The organism is Kitasatospora sp. NPDC001095 (assembly GCF_053598615.1).
This window is the reverse complement of sequence record NZ_JBSFKQ010000004.1, coordinates 126,408-145,052: the sequence shown is the minus strand read 5'-3', so window position 1 is coordinate 145,052 and position 18,645 is coordinate 126,408. Positions and strand designations below refer to the sequence as shown.

Annotated in this window: 13 protein-coding genes, 1 tRNA gene and 1 pseudogene; 11 read left to right on the top strand and 4 right to left on the bottom strand. The window is 73.2% G+C overall.

Annotated elements, in window-relative coordinates; genetic code table 11:
* The first annotated feature begins 113 nt into the window (after positions 1-113).
* The 6 genes from tmk (at position 114) to ACWDBB_RS06020 (ending at position 9,366) form a co-directional block, all read left to right on the top strand.
* Positions 114-3,704 carry a dTMP kinase gene (tmk, locus tag ACWDBB_RS06045; protein ID WP_449788418.1) on the top strand — a complete coding sequence of 1,197 codons (3,591 nt, stop codon included), beginning with the start codon at positions 114-116 and terminating at the stop codon, positions 3,702-3,704.
* Between the two features lie 276 nt (positions 3,705-3,980).
* Positions 3,981-5,192, top strand: a complete 1,212-nt coding sequence (locus tag ACWDBB_RS06040) for a DNA polymerase III subunit delta' (RefSeq protein ID WP_449788533.1) — start codon at positions 3,981-3,983, stop codon at positions 5,190-5,192.
* A gap of 286 nt (positions 5,193-5,478) precedes the next feature.
* Entirely contained in the window at positions 5,479-6,663 is a 1,185-nt protein-coding gene (locus tag ACWDBB_RS06035; protein ID WP_449788417.1) for a hypothetical protein, read from the top strand.
* A gap of 119 nt (positions 6,664-6,782) precedes the next feature.
* The gene (locus ACWDBB_RS06030; protein ID WP_449788416.1) at positions 6,783-8,453 is read left to right on the top strand and encodes an alpha/beta hydrolase; all 1,671 of its coding nucleotides are present in this window, start codon (positions 6,783-6,785) and stop codon (positions 8,451-8,453) included.
* A 107-nt stretch (positions 8,454-8,560) separates the two neighbouring features.
* Positions 8,561-9,211, top strand: coding sequence for a leucine efflux protein LeuE (leuE, locus tag ACWDBB_RS06025; protein WP_449788415.1), 651 nt, complete (start codon positions 8,561-8,563; stop codon positions 9,209-9,211).
* A gap of 81 nt (positions 9,212-9,292) precedes the next feature.
* A tRNA-Thr gene (locus ACWDBB_RS06020) sits at positions 9,293-9,366 on the top strand.
* Between the two features lie 130 nt (positions 9,367-9,496).
* Here the strand turns inward: ACWDBB_RS06020 and ACWDBB_RS06015 are convergent.
* Together ACWDBB_RS06015 and ACWDBB_RS06010 are read right to left on the bottom strand one after the other, a co-directional pair.
* Positions 9,497-11,104 carry a tyrosine-type recombinase/integrase gene (locus ACWDBB_RS06015; RefSeq protein ID WP_449788414.1) on the bottom strand — a complete coding sequence of 536 codons (1,608 nt, stop codon included), beginning with the start codon at positions 11,102-11,104 and terminating at the stop codon, positions 9,497-9,499.
* A complete protein-coding gene (locus ACWDBB_RS06010; RefSeq protein ID WP_449788413.1) occupies positions 11,101-11,769 on the bottom strand; it encodes a helix-turn-helix domain-containing protein in 669 nt (222 codons plus the stop codon). The genes ACWDBB_RS06015 and ACWDBB_RS06010 overlap by 4 nt, the downstream gene beginning before the upstream one ends.
* Positions 11,770-11,893: 124 nt before the next feature.
* On the opposite strand from ACWDBB_RS06010, the gene ACWDBB_RS06005 reads away from it, so the two are divergent.
* From ACWDBB_RS06005 to ACWDBB_RS05985, 5 genes are all read left to right on the top strand, one after another.
* On the top strand, positions 11,894-12,139 hold the full coding sequence (locus ACWDBB_RS06005) for a hypothetical protein (RefSeq protein ID WP_449788412.1): 246 nt from the start codon (positions 11,894-11,896) through the stop codon (positions 12,137-12,139).
* Between the two features lie 303 nt (positions 12,140-12,442).
* Positions 12,443-13,792, top strand: coding sequence for a DUF3631 domain-containing protein (locus ACWDBB_RS06000; protein WP_449788411.1), 1,350 nt, complete (start codon positions 12,443-12,445; stop codon positions 13,790-13,792).
* Positions 13,793-14,274: 482 nt separating this feature from the next.
* Entirely contained in the window at positions 14,275-15,087 is an 813-nt protein-coding gene (locus ACWDBB_RS05995; protein ID WP_449788410.1) for a DUF2637 domain-containing protein, read from the top strand.
* A 406-nt stretch (positions 15,088-15,493) separates the two neighbouring features.
* Complete coding sequence (locus tag ACWDBB_RS05990) at positions 15,494-16,054, top strand: MobC family plasmid mobilization relaxosome protein (RefSeq protein ID WP_449788409.1); 561 nt, start codon at positions 15,494-15,496, stop codon at positions 16,052-16,054.
* A gap of 8 nt (positions 16,055-16,062) precedes the next feature.
* On the top strand, positions 16,063-17,784 hold the full coding sequence (locus ACWDBB_RS05985) for a relaxase/mobilization nuclease domain-containing protein (protein WP_449788408.1): 1,722 nt from the start codon (positions 16,063-16,065) through the stop codon (positions 17,782-17,784).
* A 146-nt stretch (positions 17,785-17,930) separates the two neighbouring features.
* Here the strand turns inward: ACWDBB_RS05985 and ACWDBB_RS05980 are convergent, their stop codons facing one another.
* Together ACWDBB_RS05980 and ACWDBB_RS05975 are read right to left on the bottom strand one after the other, a co-directional pair.
* Positions 17,931-18,344, bottom strand: coding sequence for an NUDIX hydrolase (locus ACWDBB_RS05980; protein WP_449788407.1), 414 nt, complete (start codon positions 18,342-18,344; stop codon positions 17,931-17,933).
* Positions 18,341-18,571 (bottom strand): annotated as a pseudogene (locus ACWDBB_RS05975) (NUDIX hydrolase); the annotation flags it as partial. The pseudogene ACWDBB_RS05975 and the gene ACWDBB_RS05980, both read right to left, overlap by 4 nt.
* Positions 18,572-18,645 lie beyond the last annotated feature (74 nt).

The following is an 18,645-nucleotide window of genomic DNA, read 5'->3' as shown; positions in this document are numbered from 1 at the left end:
TGCGGGCCCGGGGTCGTCCGGGTCGTGCGGGGTACGTCACAACCCGGTGATGAGCGGGATCCGGAAGCCCGTTCGTCTCATTCCGGCCAGGCCCCGCCCGCTACGCTGACCGTATGACGAGCGAGGAGCAGCCCACCCCCAGCGCCGCCCCGGCCGCCAGAGCCTGGGCGTCCGACCTGCCCGAGGTCGCGCCCGCCGGGACTCCGATGGACCGTGCCCGGGCGCTGCTGCGGACACGTGCCTACCGGCGCCTGTGGACCACCCAGCTGATCGGCGGCACCGCCGACCGGCTCGGTCTGCTGGTGCTGCTCGCGCTCACCGTGATCGCCGCCGCCCAGGGCGGCCGGTTCGGCAGCTTGCCACGCAGCCTCGCCTTCGCCGTCGCCGCGGTCCTCGCCGTACGGGTGCTGGCCACCGGGCTGGTCGGCGTCGCGCTGCTCGGCCCGGTGCACAGGCTGGTCGCGGGCCGGCTGGACCGGCGCTGGACGATGTTCGGCGCCGACGTGCTGTGCGCCCTGCTGATCGGCCTCGCGCCCTGGTGGAGCGTCTGGCTGGGCTCCGCCGCCAAGCCCTCCGGGGCCGCCACCTACGTCCTGCTCGCCACCGTGTTCGTGACCGGTGCCGCCGAGCGGGTCCGGGGGATCGCCAGGTCCGCCGTCGTCCCGGGCCTGTTGCCGTCCGCCAACCCCCACCTCCCGGTCGCCGAGCAGCGCCCCTCCGCCGCCAACCTGGAGAGCGTCCGGAGCATCGACCGCTTCACCGGCTGGGTGACGGTGCCGCTCGGCGCCGTCGGCCTGGTGGCCTTCACCCTGCTCAACAACATCGGCGCGGCGCTCGGCTCCGACTGGCTCCGGGCCCACCAGCTCACCTTCGCGGCGCTCGGCGCGGCCGGGATGTTCGCCGCCTCGGCGGTCCGCGGCCACCTCCAGCAGCTGCCCGGCGGCCCCGTGTCCGTCGCGCCGGTCTCCCCGCTGCAGGGCCTGCGCGCTCCGACCGACGCGGTCCCCGGCCCCGCGCTGAGCAAGGGCCGCACCGGCAGCGCCCCGTACTTCACCTTCGCCGTCGCGGCCGGCTACGCCTCGATGGCGGGCGTCGCCGCGCTGGCCCTGCTCACCGCCGCCGAGCACCGCGCCGGGCCGATCGGCTACGGCCTGCTGGTGCTCGCCGCCAGCGGGACGCCCGCCCTGGGCGCCCGGCTCACCCGGGCCACGCTGCCCTCGCTGTCCCGCCGCCGACTGCTCGCGCTGGCGCTGCTCACCCAGGGCGTCGCGCTGATCCTGGCCGGGCTGGTGCTCGACTTCGTGCTGGTCCTGCTGCTCACCGTGCTGGCCGGCTTGGCCACCGGGATCGTGGTCTCGGCCGGGCGCACCCTGCTCGCCCAGGAGGTCGAGGAGGCCCGGCTGCCGAAGGTCACCGAGCACCTGTTCGCGGTGCTCCGGGCCGTGGTCGCCGCCGCCCTGGTCGCCGTCCCGCTGATCGCCGCCGCCTACGGGGACGTCGAGTACGGCACCGTCGAGCCCGGCTCCTTCACCTTCATCCACGGCGGCGCGGCCCTGGCCGTCGCCACCGCGGGGCTGCTCACCCTGGTGCTCGCCGCGGTCGTGCTGCTGCGCACCGACGACCGCCGCGGCACCGCGCCGTTCGTCCGGGACCTGGTGGACTCGGTGCGCGGCCCGGGCGGCCCGGTGCCGCACCGGGGCACGGGCACTGGCTTCTTCATCGCGCTGGAGGGCGGCGACGGCGCCGGCAAGTCCACCCAGGCCCAGGCGCTCGCCGAGTGGATCCGCGGCAAGGGGCACGAGGTCGTGCTCACCCGCGAGCCCGGCGGCAGCCCGGTCGGCCAGCGGCTGCGCGGCCTCGTCCTGGACGTCGGCAACACCGGCCTGTCGCACCGCGCGGAGGCGCTGATCTACGCCGCCGACCGCGCCGAGCACGTCGAGAACGTCATCCGGCCGGCCCTCGCCCGCGGCGCCGTGGTGATCACCGACCGGTACATGGACTCCTCCATCGCCTACCAGGGCGCCGGCCGCGACCTGGCCGCGACCGAGGTCGCCCGGATCTCCCGCTGGGCCACCGGCGGGCTGCTGCCCGACCTGACCGTCGTCCTGGACGTCGACCCGACCCGGGCCCGCGAGCGCTTCACCGAGGCGCTGGACCGCCTGGAGTCCGAGCCCACCGAGTTCCACCAGCGGGTCCGGGCCGGCTTCCTCGCCCTCGCCGCCGCCGACCCGGCGCGCTACCTGGTCGTGGACGGCAGCCAGGCCCCCGGCTTCGTCACCACTGCCATCCGCCACCGGCTCGACCGCGAGCTGCCGCTCTCCGAGCAGGAGAAGGCCGCGCGCGCCGAGCGGGAGCGGCTGGCCAAGGAGGAGGCCGAGCGCCGCGCCGCCGAGGAGGCCCGCAAGAAGGCCGAGGAGGAGGCCGCCGAGCGCAAGCGGCAGGAGGTGCTGGCGCAGCTGCGGGCCGAGCAGGCGGAGCAGGAGCGGCTGGCCAAGGAGGAGGCCGAGCGGGCCGCCGCCGAGGCCCGGCGCAAGGCCGAGGAGGAGGCACGCCGCCGGGCGGAGGAGGAGGCCGAGCGCCGCGCCGCCGAGGAGGCCGAGCGCCGCAAGGCCGAGGAGGCCCGACTGGCCGCGGAGGCCGCCGAGCGCAAGCGGATCGCCGACGAGGCGGCCGCCCAGGCCGAGCTCCAGCGGCAGCGCGAGCTCGCCCGCGAGGAGCAGCGCCGCCGGGCGGAGGAGGCGCTCCAGCGGGCCGAGGAGGCGCGGCTGGCGCAGGCCGCCGCGCTGGCGGCCGCGGCCGCGGCGGCGGAGTCGGCGGAGGGCCGGGCCGAGGGCCGGGCCGAGGGGCGGCCGGGGGCGGGACCGGCTGCGGGGTCGGAATCGGGTTCGGGGTCGGCTGACGGTTCGGGACCGGCTGACGGTTCGGGCTCGGGTTCGGGCTCGGGCTCGGGTCTGGGCTCGGCGGCCGGGGAGACGACCACGGAGCTGCGGGCGGTCCGGGACGTCCCGAAGGACGCTCCGCAGGACTCGGCTCAACCGTCGGCGCAGGCTCCGTCGGGCGGCGGGCTCGGGGACGAGGCGACGCGAGAGCTGTCGCCGCGGGACCGGCAGGCGGCCGTCCGGGCGGCGGAGGCCGTCGAGGCGCGCAAGGCTGCCGAGGCGCGCCGGGCCGCGCGCGCGGACGTCGGCGCGAGCGCTGGTGCGAGTGCCGGTGCGGTCGACGAGACCGCCAAGCTGCCGGTGGTGCCGGCCTCGGCGGTGGACGAGACGGCCGTGCTGCCGAAGGTCCCGGCGGAGGCCGACCGCACCGAGGTGCTGCCGCGGATCGAGCCGGGCCGTACCGACGGCCGAACCGAGGGCCGGCCGGCGCAGGGGGCGCGGCGCGCGGAGCCGGTGGACAGCACCCGCGAGCTGCCGGTGGTCGGCGCGGAGCCGGCTGCCGAGCCGCAGTCGCAGCAGCAGCCGGGTGCCGATCGGCCGCGGCCGGAGTGGGCCGAGGAGACGCCGCTGGACGACCTGCCGAGCCTCACCGACACCCTGCTCGGTTCCCACGACGAGTGGACGCGCTGGGAGCGCGGCGGCCCGGGCCAGGACGCTCCGTACGGCGGCCCGCAGGGCGGCGCGGAGCGGCCCGAGGGCCGTGGCGACGCCCGGGACAAGGGCGACGGCAAGGGCAAGGGCCGTCGCTGGGGCCGCCGGGGCTGACCGGACACGCGTGGGCGGCGCCGCCGGGACCGGTTCCCGGCGGCGCCGCCGCGTTCGGGGCAGGCGTGTTCCGGGCGGACCGCCTTCCGGTGGGGCCGCGTTCCGGAGGGCCGCGTTTCGGTGGGGCCGCGTTCCGTCGGGCGCCGGCCTGGCGTCCGTGAGCCGGCCCCCGCCCGCCGTGACCCGGACGGAGCAGTGGGTGTCGGAGCGGAGACGTATGCTCGACGGCGGGGAAGAGGCGCCACGAGCGCTGCCGTACGGAGCTTGGGAGCAGCAGTGGCCGTCTGGGACGACCTGGTGGGCCAGGAGCGGGTGGTCGAGCAGCTGACCGCCGCAGCCCGGGCGGCCGGGGCGACGGTCGAGGCCGGTCGCGGAGCCGCCCCGGCCGAGGGCGCGAACGCCTCCCTGATGACGCACGCCTGGCTGTTCACCGGCCCGCCCGGCGCCGGGCAGGTCACCGCCGCGCGTGCCTTCGCCGCCGCGCTCCAGTGCACCAGCCCCGACCTCGCGCTCGGCGGCACGCCCGGCTGCGGGTTCTGCGACGGCTGCCACACCGTGCTGGCCGGCAGCCATGCCGACGTGAAGTACGTCCGGACGGACGGCCTCTCCATCGGCGTCGGCGACATGCGTGACCTGGTGATGCGCGCCTCCAGCTACCCGACCGGCGGCCGCTGGTCGGTGATCCTGGTGGACGCCGCCCACCGGCTCACCGAGGCCGCCGCGAACGCGCTGCTCAAGGGCGTGGAGGAGCCCTCCCCGCGCACCGTCTGGCTGCTCTGCGCCCCCTCCGTCCAGGACGTGCTGCCGACCATCCGCTCGCGCTGCCGCCTGCTGGTGCTGCGCACCCCCGCGGCGGAGGCGGTCGCCGACACCCTCGTCCGCCGGGACGGCGTCGACCCGGAGACCGCCCGCCTCGCCGCGCTCGCCGGGCAGGGCGACATCGAGCGCTCGCGCCGCCTCGCCGTCGACGAGCAGGCCCGGACGCGCCGGGCGGAGGTGCTGCGCATCCCGCTGGAGGTCGGCGACATCGGCGGCTGCCTGGCCGCCGCCCAGCGCCTGGTCGACACCGCCAAGGCCGATGCCGAGGCGCTCGCCGAGACCCAGGACGCCAAGGAGACGGACGACCTCAAGGCCGCCTACGGCGCCGCCGAGGGCAGCAAGGCGCCTCGCGGCATGGCCGGCGCGGTCAAGGAGCTGGAGAAGCGGCAGAAGAGCCGGGCCACCCGCACCCGCCGGGAGACCCTCGGCGTCGCCCTGCTCGACCTGCTCGGCTTCTACCGGGACGTGCTCGCCATCCAGCTCGGCTCCACCGGCGCGCTCGCCAACGAGGACCAGCGGCAGGCGCTGAACCGGGTGGCCCAGGCGGGGCCGGCGGAGAGCACGCTGCGGCGGATCGAGGCGGTGCTGGCCTGCCGTCAGGCGCTGGACCGCAACGTGGACCCGCTGCTCGCGGTCGAGGCGATGACGGTGGCGCTGCGCGCGGGCTGAGCCCGGGCCGAGCGCGGTCTGGGTCCGGTCTGATCTGAGCGGCCTGAGTCCGGTCCGGTCTGAGCGCGGGCCGAGCGCGGGCTGCGGGCCTGGCGCCCGTACGCCTCCCGGAGGCGGTGCGCCGTCCCACCTTCGAGTGAACGAGCGACACTCGCCGGGAACACCGTCGTGTGACCGTCGGCCCGTTGTGCACGCTGGGGGCCGACTGCGCCCGCTGCCGGGGTGGTCGTCTCCCCTACGCGCCGGTTCCGGTTCGGCGCGGCCCCCTCCAGAGGCGGTGCGTCCCGTGGTTCGTTCGCTCCTCGTCATCCCCCTGCTGGCCGCCGCCATCGGCGGAATCTGGCTGGCCAGGGGCGCCCAACAGCGCTGGCGCGACCTACGTGCCGCCCAGACCTACGAACTGGCCGGTGACCGCTGGCCGATGCTGGTGCGGGCGGCAGGGGCGATGGTCTGCGGGGTGTGCGTCACCGCGCTGACGGTGCTCACCGCGCTCGGCGCCTTCGGCGGCCTCGGCCGGAGCACCCAGCAGCCGGACCGGGCGGAGCCGGTCATGGACACCGCGGGCTCCCGCTCCGGTGCGGGTCAAGGTGTGGGTGCGGACGCCGGGTCGGGCGCGGGGGCGGCCGTCCGGCAGCAGCAGGCGGCGCCGCCCGCGGCCGCCGAGCCCGCCGCTGCGGCCGCCGGCGGGGCCGCCCCGGCCCCCGTTGCCGCCAGCCGCTTCGACAGCGTCGGCCACCCCGGCGGCGGCGAGCTGCTCCAGTCCGCCGTGCTCGGCCCGGACGGCCAGCCCCGCAACATCCGGGTCTGGCTCCCGCCGCAGTACACCAAGGAACCGAACGCCCGCTTCCCGGTCGTCGTGATGCACGCGGCCACGCCCCAGAAGACCGCCGACTCCGAGATCCCGGACGTCTTCGAGGGCGTCGGTTCGGCCCTCCAGAGCGGCAAGACCCACCCGTTCATCCTGGTCGCCCCCGAGGCGCCGAACGGCACCGCGTACCCCTGCGAACTGGTCGCCGCCGCCCCGGCCGCCGTCGCCGACGACGCGATGCTGCGCACCACCGTCGCGACCTCCTTCCGCACCCTGCCGCCCGGCCCGGCCTCCTGGGGCGTCCTCGGCGTCGAGGGCGGCGCGCCCTGCGCGGCCGCCGCCGGACTGTCCCGGCCCGACCTGTACGGCGTGGCCGCGGCGGTCTCCGGCCGCTACGACGCCCTCGCGCTCGCCCAGGCCGGCGCCGAGGCCCCGGCCGGCAGCGCGGCCAAGCTGCTGCTGGCCGCCGCCAAGGGCGACTCCGCCGGGCTGGACGCCGCGCGCAAGCTCCAGTCCGCGCTGAAGGCCGGCTCCGGAGCGGCGGCCAAGGCGGAGGTGCGGATCTCGGACAACGTGCAGGACTTCACCCCCGACCGGGAGCGGCTGCGGCTGGTCCGGCAGGCGGCGCAGTTCCTGGCCGAGGCGCTGGCCAAGGCGTCCTGAGGGCGGGATCGGCGGCGCTACGCTGCCCGGGACCCCGGGGCGGGGCGTCGGGCAGCGGCGTTTCCTCCGGGGGCTTCCCCGGTTGTTCCACGTGCTGGTCGATGGCGGAGAGGTGGCGGATGAGGACCTTCGAGCGGGCCCTGGTACCGGTACGGGCGCGGGCGCGGGGATCGGCCGCGGCGCTGGTCGTCGCCGGGCTGCTGGCGGGCGGGTGCAGCCCGGACCCGTCCGGGGCGCCGACGGCCTCCGCCTCGGGCTCGGCGGCCCCGACGGGCCCGGCGGCCGTCGGGGGCGCGGCGACCCCGCTGGAGCCGCTGCCCGCCGCCGTCCCGGCCGCGCTCGCGCCGTACTACGCGCAGCGCCCGGTCTGGCAGCCCTGCGACAGCGGGTTCGAGTGCACGACGTTCCGGGTGCCGTTGGACTACGACCGCCCGGGCGAGGGCGACCTCACGCTCGCGGCCGCCCGTGCGGCGGCGGAACCGTCGGGCTCCGCCTCCGCCTCCGCCTCCGCTTCTCCCGCCGCGTCAGCCTCTCCGGGCAGCACTCGGCTCGGCTCCCTACTGCTCAACCCGGGAGGGCCGGGCGGTTCGGCGATCGAGTACCTGGAGACCGCCGCCCGGACGTACGACCGCGGCGTGCGGGCCCAGTACGACCTGGTCGGCCTCGACCCGCGCGGGGTGGGCCGCAGCCATCCCGTCAGCTGCCTGAGCGGCGACCGGATGGACGCCTACACCGCCGTCGGTCTGACCCCTGACGACCAGCCCGGGATCGACGCGCTGGTCGCGGCCGACCGGGAGTTCGCCGAGGGCTGCCGGAAGCAGGCCGGGGCGGCGCTCGGCCACCTCAGCACCGTCGAGGCCGCCCGCGACATGGACGTGCTGCGCGCCCTGCTCGGCGACGAGAAGCTGAACTACGTCGGCAAGTCCTACGGCACCTTCCTCGGGGCCACCTACGCCGGGCTGTTCCCGAGCCGGGTCGGGCGGCTGGTGCTGGACGGCGCGATGGACCCGGCGCTCGACTCCGTCACCGGCAACCGCACCCAGGCGGGCGGCTTCGAGACCGCCTGGGCCGCCTTCGCCCAGGACTGCGCCAGGCGCGAGGGCTGCCCGCTCGGCCGTACCGAGCAGCAGGTCGGCGAGCGGCTCACCGCCCTGCTCGCGGGCATCCGCGCCGCCCCGCTGCCCACCACCGGCGGGGGCCGCCGGCTCACCGAATCCCAGGCGACCACCGGCGTCATCCAGGCCATGTACGCCGACTTCCTCTGGCCCGAGCTGCGCACCGCGCTCGCCGACGCCGAAGCCGGCGACGGCACCGGGCTGCTGAAGCTCTCCGACGACTACTACGGGCGCGAGGCCGACGGCTCGTACCCCAACCTGATGTTCGCCAACACCGCGGTGAACTGCCTCGACCTGCCCGCCCCGTTCCGCGGGCCGGAGGACGTCCAGCGGGCGGTGCCCGAGTTCGAGCGGGTCTCGCCGCACTTCGGGCGCGACATGGCCTGGATGGCGCTGACCTGCGCCTACTGGCCGGTCCTGGCCACCGGCGCGGCGCACACCATCCGGGCCGCCGGCGCCGCCCCGATCGTCGTCATCGGCACCACCCGCGACCCGGCCACCCCGTACGCCTGGGCGCAGTCGTTGGCCGGCCAGCTGGAGTCCGGCCGCCTGCTCACCTTCGACGGGGACGGCCACACGGCGTACGGGCGGCACAGCGCCTGCGTGGACGGCGCGGTGAACCGCTTCCTGCTGGCCGGGGAGGCCCCCGAGCCGGGCAAGCGCTGCGAGCGGTAGGGCGGGCCCGTGCGGGCCGTCCGACAGGTGGTTTCCCCTTCAACCGATTACCGGTGCGACGTTACGATGAGCGCCCCCTGCCACCCTGTCCTGCACCGGAGCTCATCGTGCTCGGAGTCAACGACCTGGCGACCTACGTCCTCGGCGCCCTCGTCATCATCCTGCTGCCCGGCCCCAACTCCCTGTACGTCCTGTCCGTCGCGGCCCGCAAGGGCATCCGCACCGGCTACCGGGCCGCGGCCGGCGTCTTCATCGGCGACCTCACCCTGATCAGCCTCACCTCGCTGGGCGCGGCCTCCCTGCTCAAGGCCAACCCGGCGGTCTTCGCGGTGGTCAAGTTCGGCGGCGCCGCCTACCTGCTCTGGATCGGCTACGGCATGCTCCGCGCAGCCCGCCAGCTCTGGCGCGAACGCCGGGCCGCGGCCGACCCCACCGCCGAACCGGCCCCCGAGAGCACCGAGAACCCCTTCCGCCGGGCCCTGGTGATCAGCCTCCTCAACCCGAAGGCCATCCTCTTCCTGCTCTCGTTCTTCACCCAGTTCGTCGACCCCTCCTACGGTCAGCCGGCCCTCTCCTTCGTCCTCCTCGGCGGCATCCTCCAGACCTTCAGCTTCCTCTACCTCTCCCTGCTGATCTTCGCGGGAACCACGCTCGCCGCCGCCTTCCGCCGCCGCAAGCGCCTCTCCGCCACCCTCACCAGCGGCGTCGCCGTCCTCTTCGCCGGCTTCGCCGTCAAGCTCGCCGTCTCCTCCGCCTGACCCCGCCCCGGGAAACCCGGGTACGGATCACCCGCGAACCTGTGTAGACTGGCCCGCGTTGCCGCCACACACGGCAGCGGCGCCGCCTTAGCTCAGTTGGCCAGAGCAACGCACTCGTAATGCGTAGGTCGCGGGTTCGAATCCCGCAGGCGGCTCAGTGAAGGCCCAGGTCAGATAGCCGCTGACCTGGGCCTTTTGTTGTTTCTTGGCGTGCGGGCAGGCGTCGGCGACGCGCTACGAGATCGCTTGCGTGAGCGATGCGTGAGCGCGGGAGTTGATCTTGGGCTAGCCCTTGGCCTTCTTGGCCTTGGACTTCGCCTTCTTCGCGGCCTTCCGCTTGGCCTTCTCGGCTTCGGCCGCAGCCTTCGCGGCGGCCTTGGCGTGAGCCTCGGCTTCGGTCTTCCGCTGGAGGGGGACGAGCTTCGCGGCAGCCTCGGCGGCGTCCTTGGCGATCTCCGGCAGGACGCTGGTGTAGATGTCCGAAGTGATCTTGATGGAGGAGTGGCCGAGCATGTCGGACACCACCTTCATGTCGACCCCGCCTGCGAGCGCGAGGGTGGCCGCGCCGTGGCGGAGGTCGTGCAGGCGGATCGGCGGCAGGCCGGACGCGGTCACGAGTCGTTCGAACATCTCGGTGACCTTGCCGGGGTGGAGCCAGGAACCGTCCTCATTCGTGAAGACGCGGCCGGTGTTCTTCCAAGCACAACCCCAGTCGTGGCGCTCCTCCTGCTGCCGCTCGCGGTGGAGCCGCAGGACGGCAACCGTGTCGTCGTCCAGGGCCACCGTTCGGAAGCTCCCATCGGTCTTGGGGTCGGACTCCTCGATCGCCCAGCCGTCCTGCACGAGCTGGGCCGTCACGGTCAGCGAGCTGTTGTCGAGATTGGTCTCGGACCACGGCTGCCCGCACGCCTCACCCCGGCGAAGCCCGCGGAAGGCGATCACGTGCCACAGCGCGTACAGGCGGTCGTCGGCCACGGAGTCGAGGAACGCGCCGGTCTGCTGCGGTGTCCAGACCATCACGGGGGAGGGCTTCACGCCCGTCGCCTGCCACTGGGCGACCCGCTCCGGCGTCCAGACCAGAGCTTTCGGCTTGGCAGCCGGGTCGAGCTTGACGTGGGCGGCCGGGTTGAGGGTGATCAGGCCCTCGGGGATCGCGTCGTTCAGGGCGGTCCGGAGCGTGGCGCGGATGCGCTGGCGGGTGGTCGCGCCGGTCGTGCGCCGGAATGGCGGCATCTCGGCGAGCTCGGCCTTCAGAGCCTTGCGGCGGGCGCGGTTCTCCACGCCCTTGATCGGAACCGTGGCGAGCTCGGCCTTCAGCGCGTGCCGCAGGGCGTTGTTCTCCAGGATCTCCTCGTTGGCGTCGGCGATGGCCGTGAACATCTCGGCGAGCGTGCTCACCCGCAGCCGGTCGACGCGGATGTGCCCGATCCGGGGCTTGAGGTGGACCCGCACGTCACACTCGTATCGGGTGATCCCGGACTTGCGGATCTTCTTGCCGGCCAGCCAGGTATCGAGCCACTCGCCCACGGTGACGCGGCTGGAGAGATCCTGACCAGCCTTCAGACGGTTGCGGGTTTCCTCGATGTCGGGCAGCTGGGCCTTCTCGTCGGCGACCTTCACCAGCAGCTCGGCGACCAGGGCCAGGTCGTCGGGGTCGTCCTTGCCGAGGGCGAGCAGGCCACGAACGTGGTCGAGGTCGGCCTGCGCCTCCTTCAGCGTCTCGTAGCCGGCACGGTTGAATGAACGGCGGGTGCCGTCCTCGGCGTTGGGCAGCTCCTGGCGTATGGAGTAGGAGCCGTGCTTACGGCCGCCTGCCTTTGGGCACGCCTTGCCGAGCGGCTTCCCGGTCTCGGCGTCGCGGCAGTAGCAGCGGTGGTAGGTGGAACCCTTCATTCGTCCTCCAGATCGGTATCGGTGTTCAGCGGGGGAAGCTCGGCGTCGAGAAAGTCGAGACTCGGTGCGAGGTACGGGACTTCCAGACCGATCTCGCGCAGTTGTGCCCTGACAGGTTGAAGCCGCTCGCGGATGGCTGCGACGAAAGCGTCGTGCTTCTCCTTCGGGCCGGGAGGCCATTCCTGCTGGAAGAACTTGAACTCCAGCTGGAAAGCGTCGTGATGCTCCTCTTGGAGCTCCTGCCAGATCCGGGCGTGCTCCCGGTAGAGGCGGAGCCGGTACATCCCGATCGAGCGGCGGTCCTCTCCGGTGAAGTGGGTGAGGGCCGACCAGCGAGGGTGGCTCAGCTCTGGCAGGTAGTCGACCCAACCGCCGAGAGCTGGGGAGAAGAGCAGCTCGACCGGAGCGACGTCCAGGGCCTCAGCCACAACGATCAGCTCCGGAATCGTGATCGTCTTGCGCCTGCCGGACTCCCAGTTGGCGATGACGTTCCGGGGGACTTCGTAGCCCAAGTTCCCTGTTTCGTCGGCCACATCCTGCGCGGACAGTCCAAGGTCTTTCCTCCTTCGGGTGATTGCTCGGATCACGTCCTTGGTGATCCGTTCGTGCCAGTCGAGTGCGTCCTCGTCGTCGGTGGACCAGTGTTCCTCGCGGCGTTGTGTCATATCGACACAGTAGCCACTGGAAATCTCTTCTCCGTTGCGGCACTCCGCCGCAGCCCCCTTCCGGGGGAAGCTCTGATTTGGAGTTCATGTGCGAACTGGTGAGATATCGGCGACAGCGCAGGGGATGGGTCGGGCCGAACTTCTCAGGCTGCCGGCGGCTATCGACCTCGATACCGCCAACCGCGCCATCGGCCTCGGGCGGAGCAAGGGCTACGAGCTGGCCCGCCTCGGCGCGTACCCCTGCCGGGTCCTGCGGCTGGGCAAGAAGTACCGCGTGATCACAGCGGACCTTCTGCGCCTGCTCGGCATTGAGGCGGCGGCCGGTGAAGGTTCGGCGGCCGGTGAAGGTTCGGCGGCTGATGCAGCTTGACGTGGTGAGAGCCCGATCGACAAGCCTGTCTGCCGTGGGCGTACTTGCTCGATTGGAGTGGATCCTCCACCGGCATGACCGTACGTTCGTGGTCCCTCGGCGGCCTCGGCCGCCGAGGGGCCGCCGCCAAGGCGCAAGCAGTCCCTGCGAGTTGAGCGGACCGGAACCCCCGGTCCGCCGGCCCCAGGACGCACGAAGGCCCCCGGTGCAGCGAACACCGAGGGCCAGGCGAAGTCCTTACCCACGACCTTCATCGGCGGCGCGCGACGCATCAGGTCCCGCGCCCCAGTCTGGAGCTTCACCATGGAGTCTACGTCCCACCGGCCCGATCCGGCAGCTTCCACCGCGAGTTGGCCGCCGGTCGCGAGGCCCGGCGAGCCCGGATCCTTCCTGCCGGGCCAACAGCCGGAGCCCGTGTCCACAGCCTGTGGACAGGATGGCGAGGCGGCGCCTGCCGAGCTCACCGCCCCGGACGGGACCGACCTGATGCCCGACACCGAGGCGACCGAGGGCGCCGACCTGCTCGCGCGGCTGAGGGCCCAGATCGCGAAGTTCGTGATCCTTCCCTCCGAGCAGGCCCTGGACGCTGCCACGCTGTGGGTCGCGGCGACCCACCTGCAGAGTTCGTGGCAGCACGCCCCGCGCCTGGCCGTGGTCGGCCCGGCCAAGCGCTGCGGCAAGTCCCGCCTGCTCGACGTGCTCACCGAGACGGTGCACCAGCCGGTGCTGACGGTGAACTCGACCCCGGCCGCCGTGTTCCGCTCGATCACCGAGGAGCCGCCCACTCTGCTGGTGGACGAGGCGGACACGATCTTCGGCAGCCCGAAGATGGCGGAGAAGAACGAGGAGATGCGCGGCCTGCTCAACGCCGGGCACCAGCGCGACCGCTACGTGCTGCGGGTCGTCGGCAACGACCACACCCCGCGTAAGTTCCACACCTTCGCCATGGCGGCCATCGCCGGCATCGGTGACCTTCCCGACACGATCATGGACCGCTCGATCGTGATCCGCATGCGCCGCCGCGCCGAGGGCGAGAGCGTCGCCCCGTATCGCACCAAGCGCGACAGCCCCGACCTCCACGCGATCCGCGACAAGATCGCCCGCTGGACGGCACCGCTCGCCGACCGGGCCCTGCGCCTGGAGCCCGCCATGCCGGTCGAGGACCGCGCGGCCGACACCTGGGAGCCCCTGGTGATCGTCGCCGACCTCGCCGGAGGCCCCTGGCCCCGCCGTGCCCGCCAGGCGTGCAGGCGCATGGTCGACGCTGAGGTGCAGACGGAGGAGGACAACCCCGGCGGCGCGCGGATCCTCGCCGACATCCGCCGGATCTTCCACGCCGCCAGCGAGCCGGAGCCGGACAGCATGACCACCGGCCAGCTGCTGTTCGCGCTCAACGGCAACGAGGAGGCGCCGTGGGCGGAGTCGGCCCGAGGCGGGCTGACCCCGCGCGCACTCGGCGCGATGCTCCGCGAGTTCGGCATCATCTCCGGCAACGTGCGCCTCGGTGACGGAACCCAGCGCAAGGGCTACACGCGCCACAAGTTCCTCGACGCCTGGCGCCGTTACTGCCCCACCGTCCACCCCGTCATCCCCACGGCCACGGCCACGGCCACGGCCACGGACGAGAGCGCGGGCATGGGCAGCAGAGCCTGACCAGCCTCCCCGAACTGCCGTCCCTGCCGTCCCTGCCGTAACAGTGCAGGTCACAGCACCTGCCGCCGGGACGGAACGGCCTCCCAAGACGGGAATCGCTCCCGCACCGGGGACGGCAGCACCCCGCCTGCAAGACGGCGCGTGGGACGGCAACCGTCCCACCCCGCCATCGGCCCGCCGCCGCCCGGACCTAGGCGCGAGCGGCGGGCCGACCCCGGGACGGGGAAACACATCCGTCTTGTGCCGTCCCTGCCGTCCCTGCCGTAAAACCGCAGGTCAAAGGCCATGCCGCCGGGACGGATGCGAGCCCCAAGACGGATACCGCACCGTCCCGAACCCGAACACCGCCGCGTCCACGGCACCACCCGGGCAGCCGAACCCGCCCCAGCCCAGAGCCAGTCTCGCAGCCCCAAGACGGCAAGACGGCAAAGACGGCAATCCCACAAACCACCACCGCCCGACCCGCGAGGACCACCTTCCGCATGACCGCCACCACCCCACCGCGTCTGCCCCGCCCGGACGCCGTCCTCGTACAGGCCGCCATCGCTGGCGCCCTGTCCTTTGCCCACCTCCACGACATCGCCGAAGCCGCCGGACAACACGGCTGGAAAGCCTGGGCCTACCCCGTCTCGGTCGACCTGCTGCTCGTCGCCGCCTGGCACCGCATGCGGACCCTGCGCGCCACCGGACGCCCGGCCGGCACCGCCTGGACCTGGTTCGCCATCGCCCTGACCGCCTCCCTCGGCGCGAACGTCGCCACCGCCGGACTCCTCGACCTTGCCCACGTCCCCGCCTGGCTGCGGATCCTGGTCGCCGGATGGCCCGCCCTCGCCTTCTTCGGCGGCACCCTCCTCGCCCACAACACCACCGCAACCGCCACCAAACCGAAGCCCGCCAAGGGCGAACTCCCGCTCCGCGAAAACCCCGAGTACACCCCGGCAGTCCAGCCCGTACCGAAGGCGGAGCAGGACGGCCCGTCCAGCTCCACGCCGGTCACAGAGCGCAGGAACGGCGGCCCGGCCTCCGACGAGGAACCAGCCGCGCCTCGCAAGCGCACCGGACGCCCACCGGCAAAGACCATGGACCAGCTCGTGGAGATGGTGCGGCCGGTCGTCGCCGAGCACGGCGTCAGCGTCGCCGTGGTCGAGAAGGCCCTCAGCGACGCCAGGATTCCGATCAGCAGCAAGCGCCGGACGGAGCTGATGACGCTCCTGCGGGATGAGCAGGCCGACCCTCAGCCCGAGCACGCCGACCGCGAGCCTGAGCAGGCGCGTGAGCATCCGGTGCCCGCCTGACGCGTCACCGCTCCATGGGTGGCCGCCCGCCAACGACTGGCACGGCGCCTGGCGGGCGGCCCCTTCACCGCCAATCGGTCTGGCGGATGTCCAACACGTGGTCAGCGACATTCGCCAAAGCATCGAATCACGCTTCCGCCGAACCGCTCGCTGCCCGAGCCGGTCTGCGCGCCGCGTGCACACCCCGCTCGCACCACAGCGCCTCGACGACCCCGCGACAGGAGATCAGCCCGTGACGGACACCCAGCACCCCCACGACACCACCGACGAGAGCGCCAAGGAGGCGATGAAGTCTCATACCGTGAAGGGTCTTTGGCGGTGGGCGTTCGGTAGTCGAGCCCCTGGCGGAGCCAGTAGTACCGCGAGTCCGACTCGTGGCCGGACTCGCGGGATCCCCGCCCCAGGGGTGGCGGAGAAGGCCCGGCGCGAGGGCGCGCCGGGCCAGGAGGCCGGGGCCGAGGGCGGCCCCGACCCGGACAAGCTCCTTGCCGTCCAACAGCAGATCCTCGCCGACGTCCGCCCGACCGAGACCGACAACGAGTCCTCCGACGACAGCGCCGCCGATGCGGCCGAGCCGAAGAACCGCCGCTACACCGGCACCAAACGCGAAGAGCGCGTCGGCCCTCTGCGGTTCGAACCCGAGGAAGAACCTCGGCTGCGTGCTGCTGCCACCGCCAACGGCTACCGCGGCCTGTCCGGGTTCGCCGCCGATGTCGTCCTGGCCTTCATAGCTGGCCGGTTCTTCATCGACCTGCCCTTGGCGGAAGAACGCCGACTCATCCACGAGTTCCGCGCCCGCGTCCTGCGCCAGATCAGCGGTATCGCCAGCAACGTCAACCAGATCGCCCGAGCCCTTAACGGCGGATACGAGCCCCCAGCCGACATCCGCCGCACCCTCGACGAACTGCACGGCCTGCTCACTGAGATCGCCGAGGCCCTTCGCCAGCCCGCCAGCCAGGAAGGCTGAACACTGCCGTGATCGCACCCATCAAGAACCCCGGCTCCAACACCCGCGGCCTGCTCGCCTACCTCTACGGACCCGGCCGCCACGACGAGCACCGCGACCCGCACATCGTCGCCGGCTTCGCCATGCTCGCCATGCCCGACCCCGGCCGCGACGAGAACGCTACCCTCACCCAGCTCGCCCGCTACCTCGACGAGCCCGTCCGCCTGCGCAACAGCGAGCCCGGCAAGAAGCTCACCGACCACGTCTGGCACTGCCCCGTACGCGCCGCACCCGAGGACCGCTACCTCTCCGACACTGAATGGTCCGAGATCGCCGAACGCATCGTCCGGGCCGCCGGCATCGCTCCCAAGGGCGACGACCTCGCGTGCCGGTGGATCGCCGTGCGCCACGCGGACGACCACATCCACATCCTCGCCACCACCGTCCGCGAGGACGGCCGGCGCCCCAAGCTCCACAACAGCGGCCAGCGCGTCGGCACCGAATGCCGCGAGATCGAGAAGGACTACGGCCTGCGTCAGCTCGGCACCGGCGACCGGACCGCCGAACGCCGCCCCACCCAGGCCGAGATGCACAAGGCCAAGCGCCTCGGCTGGGAACAGACCAGCCGTGAGTGGCTCCAGGACCGCATCCGTGCCGCCATCCCCCACGCGAGCAACGCGGAGGAACTTCTCGCCTACCTCCACGCCGATGGCGTCGAGGTCAAGATCCTTCGCTTCCCGTCCGGCGACCTTCGGGGCTACTCCGTCGCCCGCTCTGGCGACCTGAAGGCCAACGGGCAGCCGAACTACATCCCCGGCGGGAAGATCGCCCCCGACCTGTCTCTGCCCAAGCTGCAGGACCTCCTCGCGGCCAGCAAGCCGGAGGAGCACCCCACCGCCCGCCGCAACAAGCCCGCCACCCGCTGGCAGCACGCCACCAACGCCCTCGACACCTTCACCACCGACCAGGACACCGCCGGCGACAGTGGTGACGCGCGTGCGCAGGCGCACATCACCGCCCTCGGTGAACTGATCGAGGCCACCGCCCAGACCGCGCCCCAGGACCTACGCGCCGAACTCCGAGCAGCAGCAAAGACCTTCGCCCGCGCCCAGCGCTCCCAGATTCGTGCAGACCACACGGCGGCAGCCGGTCTGCGCCAGGCCGCCCGCGACCTCGTGAACGCTGGCAGCGGCAAGGACGGCAGCACCCTCTCCGTCCTCGTCGCGGCCCTCGCCTGGGCCGCGATCCTCTCTCAGCGCTGGCACACCGCCAAGGGCCACGCCCAGCAGGCCGAAGCCGCCCGCCGAACCGTCCAGCACCTCCAGACCGCCTACGACCAGGCCGCCGCCGACCAGCTCGCCTTCCTCGTCCAACGCCAGCCCAAGGAGCAGACCCGCAACACCCTCGCCAGCGACGTCCGCGCCGCCATCCCCGACCACGCCGCCCGTATCCTCGCTGACCCCAATTGGCCCGCCCTTGCAACCGTCCTCGCCGACGCCGAAGCCGGTGGCTACACGCCCCACCAGCTCCTCACCGAGGCCGCCGCCCGCCGCGAACTCGGCAGCGCCCGGCTGCCCGCCAAGGTCCTCATCGCCCGCATCCAGCACACCAGCTACAACCCCGCACCCAACCGCACCGTCGAAGCCGCACTCCTGCGCTCGCCTGCCACCCCGACCGTCCGCCATCACGCCACCAGTCCGACCACTGCGGCTGCCCTCCAACAGCCCGGGACCCAGTCCCGACGCCGCTGACCATCAGCGACCGGAAACGACTCCGCGATGGTGAGCCTCGGCTACGACGGGCTCCTGGCCGAAACGACCTGGAACTATGTCAACGGCCCTGTGGGCGGTCCACCAGTCGGTGGACCGCCCACAGGGCGGTTTCTGTTGAAGCTTGATCAGCTATCGAGGGTGGCGTTCAGGTACTCCTGCACCGGCTCGAAGAGCCCGTACGGCACGTACTCGGAGATCTCGGCGAGGGCCACCCACGCGAGCTGGTCCAGCTCCTCCGTGTCGACCACCTCGGCTGTACCGCTGACGATCTCGCAGGCCGTGTACGACATCAGCCGACCAGTCTTCGGATGCACCCGCTCGCCCAGGAGCTTGACGGCGGCCACACCCAGTCCGGTCTCCTCTGCGGTCTCGCGGACGGCCGCCTTCTCTGACGACTCGCCGGCCTCGATCTCACCGGCCGGGAACTGCCAGGAGAGCTGGCCCTCGCTGACCCGCCGCCGGACCATCAGAACGCGGCCTTCGTGGACCACGATCGCGGCTGCAATGCCCGGGCGTTCCTCCGCAGTCTGCTGTGTCACGTCTGCTCCTCCAGGACGGCCAGGATGGGTGGGAAGATCGTATCGGCGTCAATGAAGCGGGTCACCGAGTTTCGAGGAACCCACATCACGTCGACGTTCTCGACGGCGTCGCTGTTGGTTGCCTCGCCGGCCAGGTACTCGCACAGGAAGTACTCGCACAGCACGCCCGTAACGGGGCGGAGGCGGCTGCCGAGGCCCCGCCGGACAGCACAGTGGACGCCGGGTTCGATCCGAAAGTCCTACACCGTGGCCCTCGATCGTCGGTACGGTAGCGGCCTGTAGCTGATTGGGTACGATCCGC

What these genes read in the sequence shown, in the direction of transcription:
- tmk (WP_449788418.1), top strand. Translation starts at nt 114, where the DNA reads ATGACGAGCGAGGAGCAGCCCACCCCCAGCGCCGCCCCGGCCGCCAGA.
- ACWDBB_RS06030 (WP_449788416.1), top strand. Translation starts at nt 6,783, where the DNA reads ATGAGGACCTTCGAGCGGGCCCTGGTACCGGTACGGGCGCGGGCGCGG.
- ACWDBB_RS06015 (WP_449788414.1), bottom strand. Translation starts at nt 11,104, where the DNA reads ATGAAGGGTTCCACCTACCACCGCTGCTACTGCCGCGACGCCGAGACC.
- ACWDBB_RS06010 (WP_449788413.1), bottom strand. Translation starts at nt 11,769, where the DNA reads ATGACACAACGCCGCGAGGAACACTGGTCCACCGACGACGAGGACGCA.
- ACWDBB_RS06005 (WP_449788412.1), top strand. Translation starts at nt 11,894, where the DNA reads ATGGGTCGGGCCGAACTTCTCAGGCTGCCGGCGGCTATCGACCTCGAT.
- ACWDBB_RS06000 (WP_449788411.1), top strand. Translation starts at nt 12,443, where the DNA reads ATGGAGTCTACGTCCCACCGGCCCGATCCGGCAGCTTCCACCGCGAGT.
- ACWDBB_RS05995 (WP_449788410.1), top strand. Translation starts at nt 14,275, where the DNA reads ATGACCGCCACCACCCCACCGCGTCTGCCCCGCCCGGACGCCGTCCTC.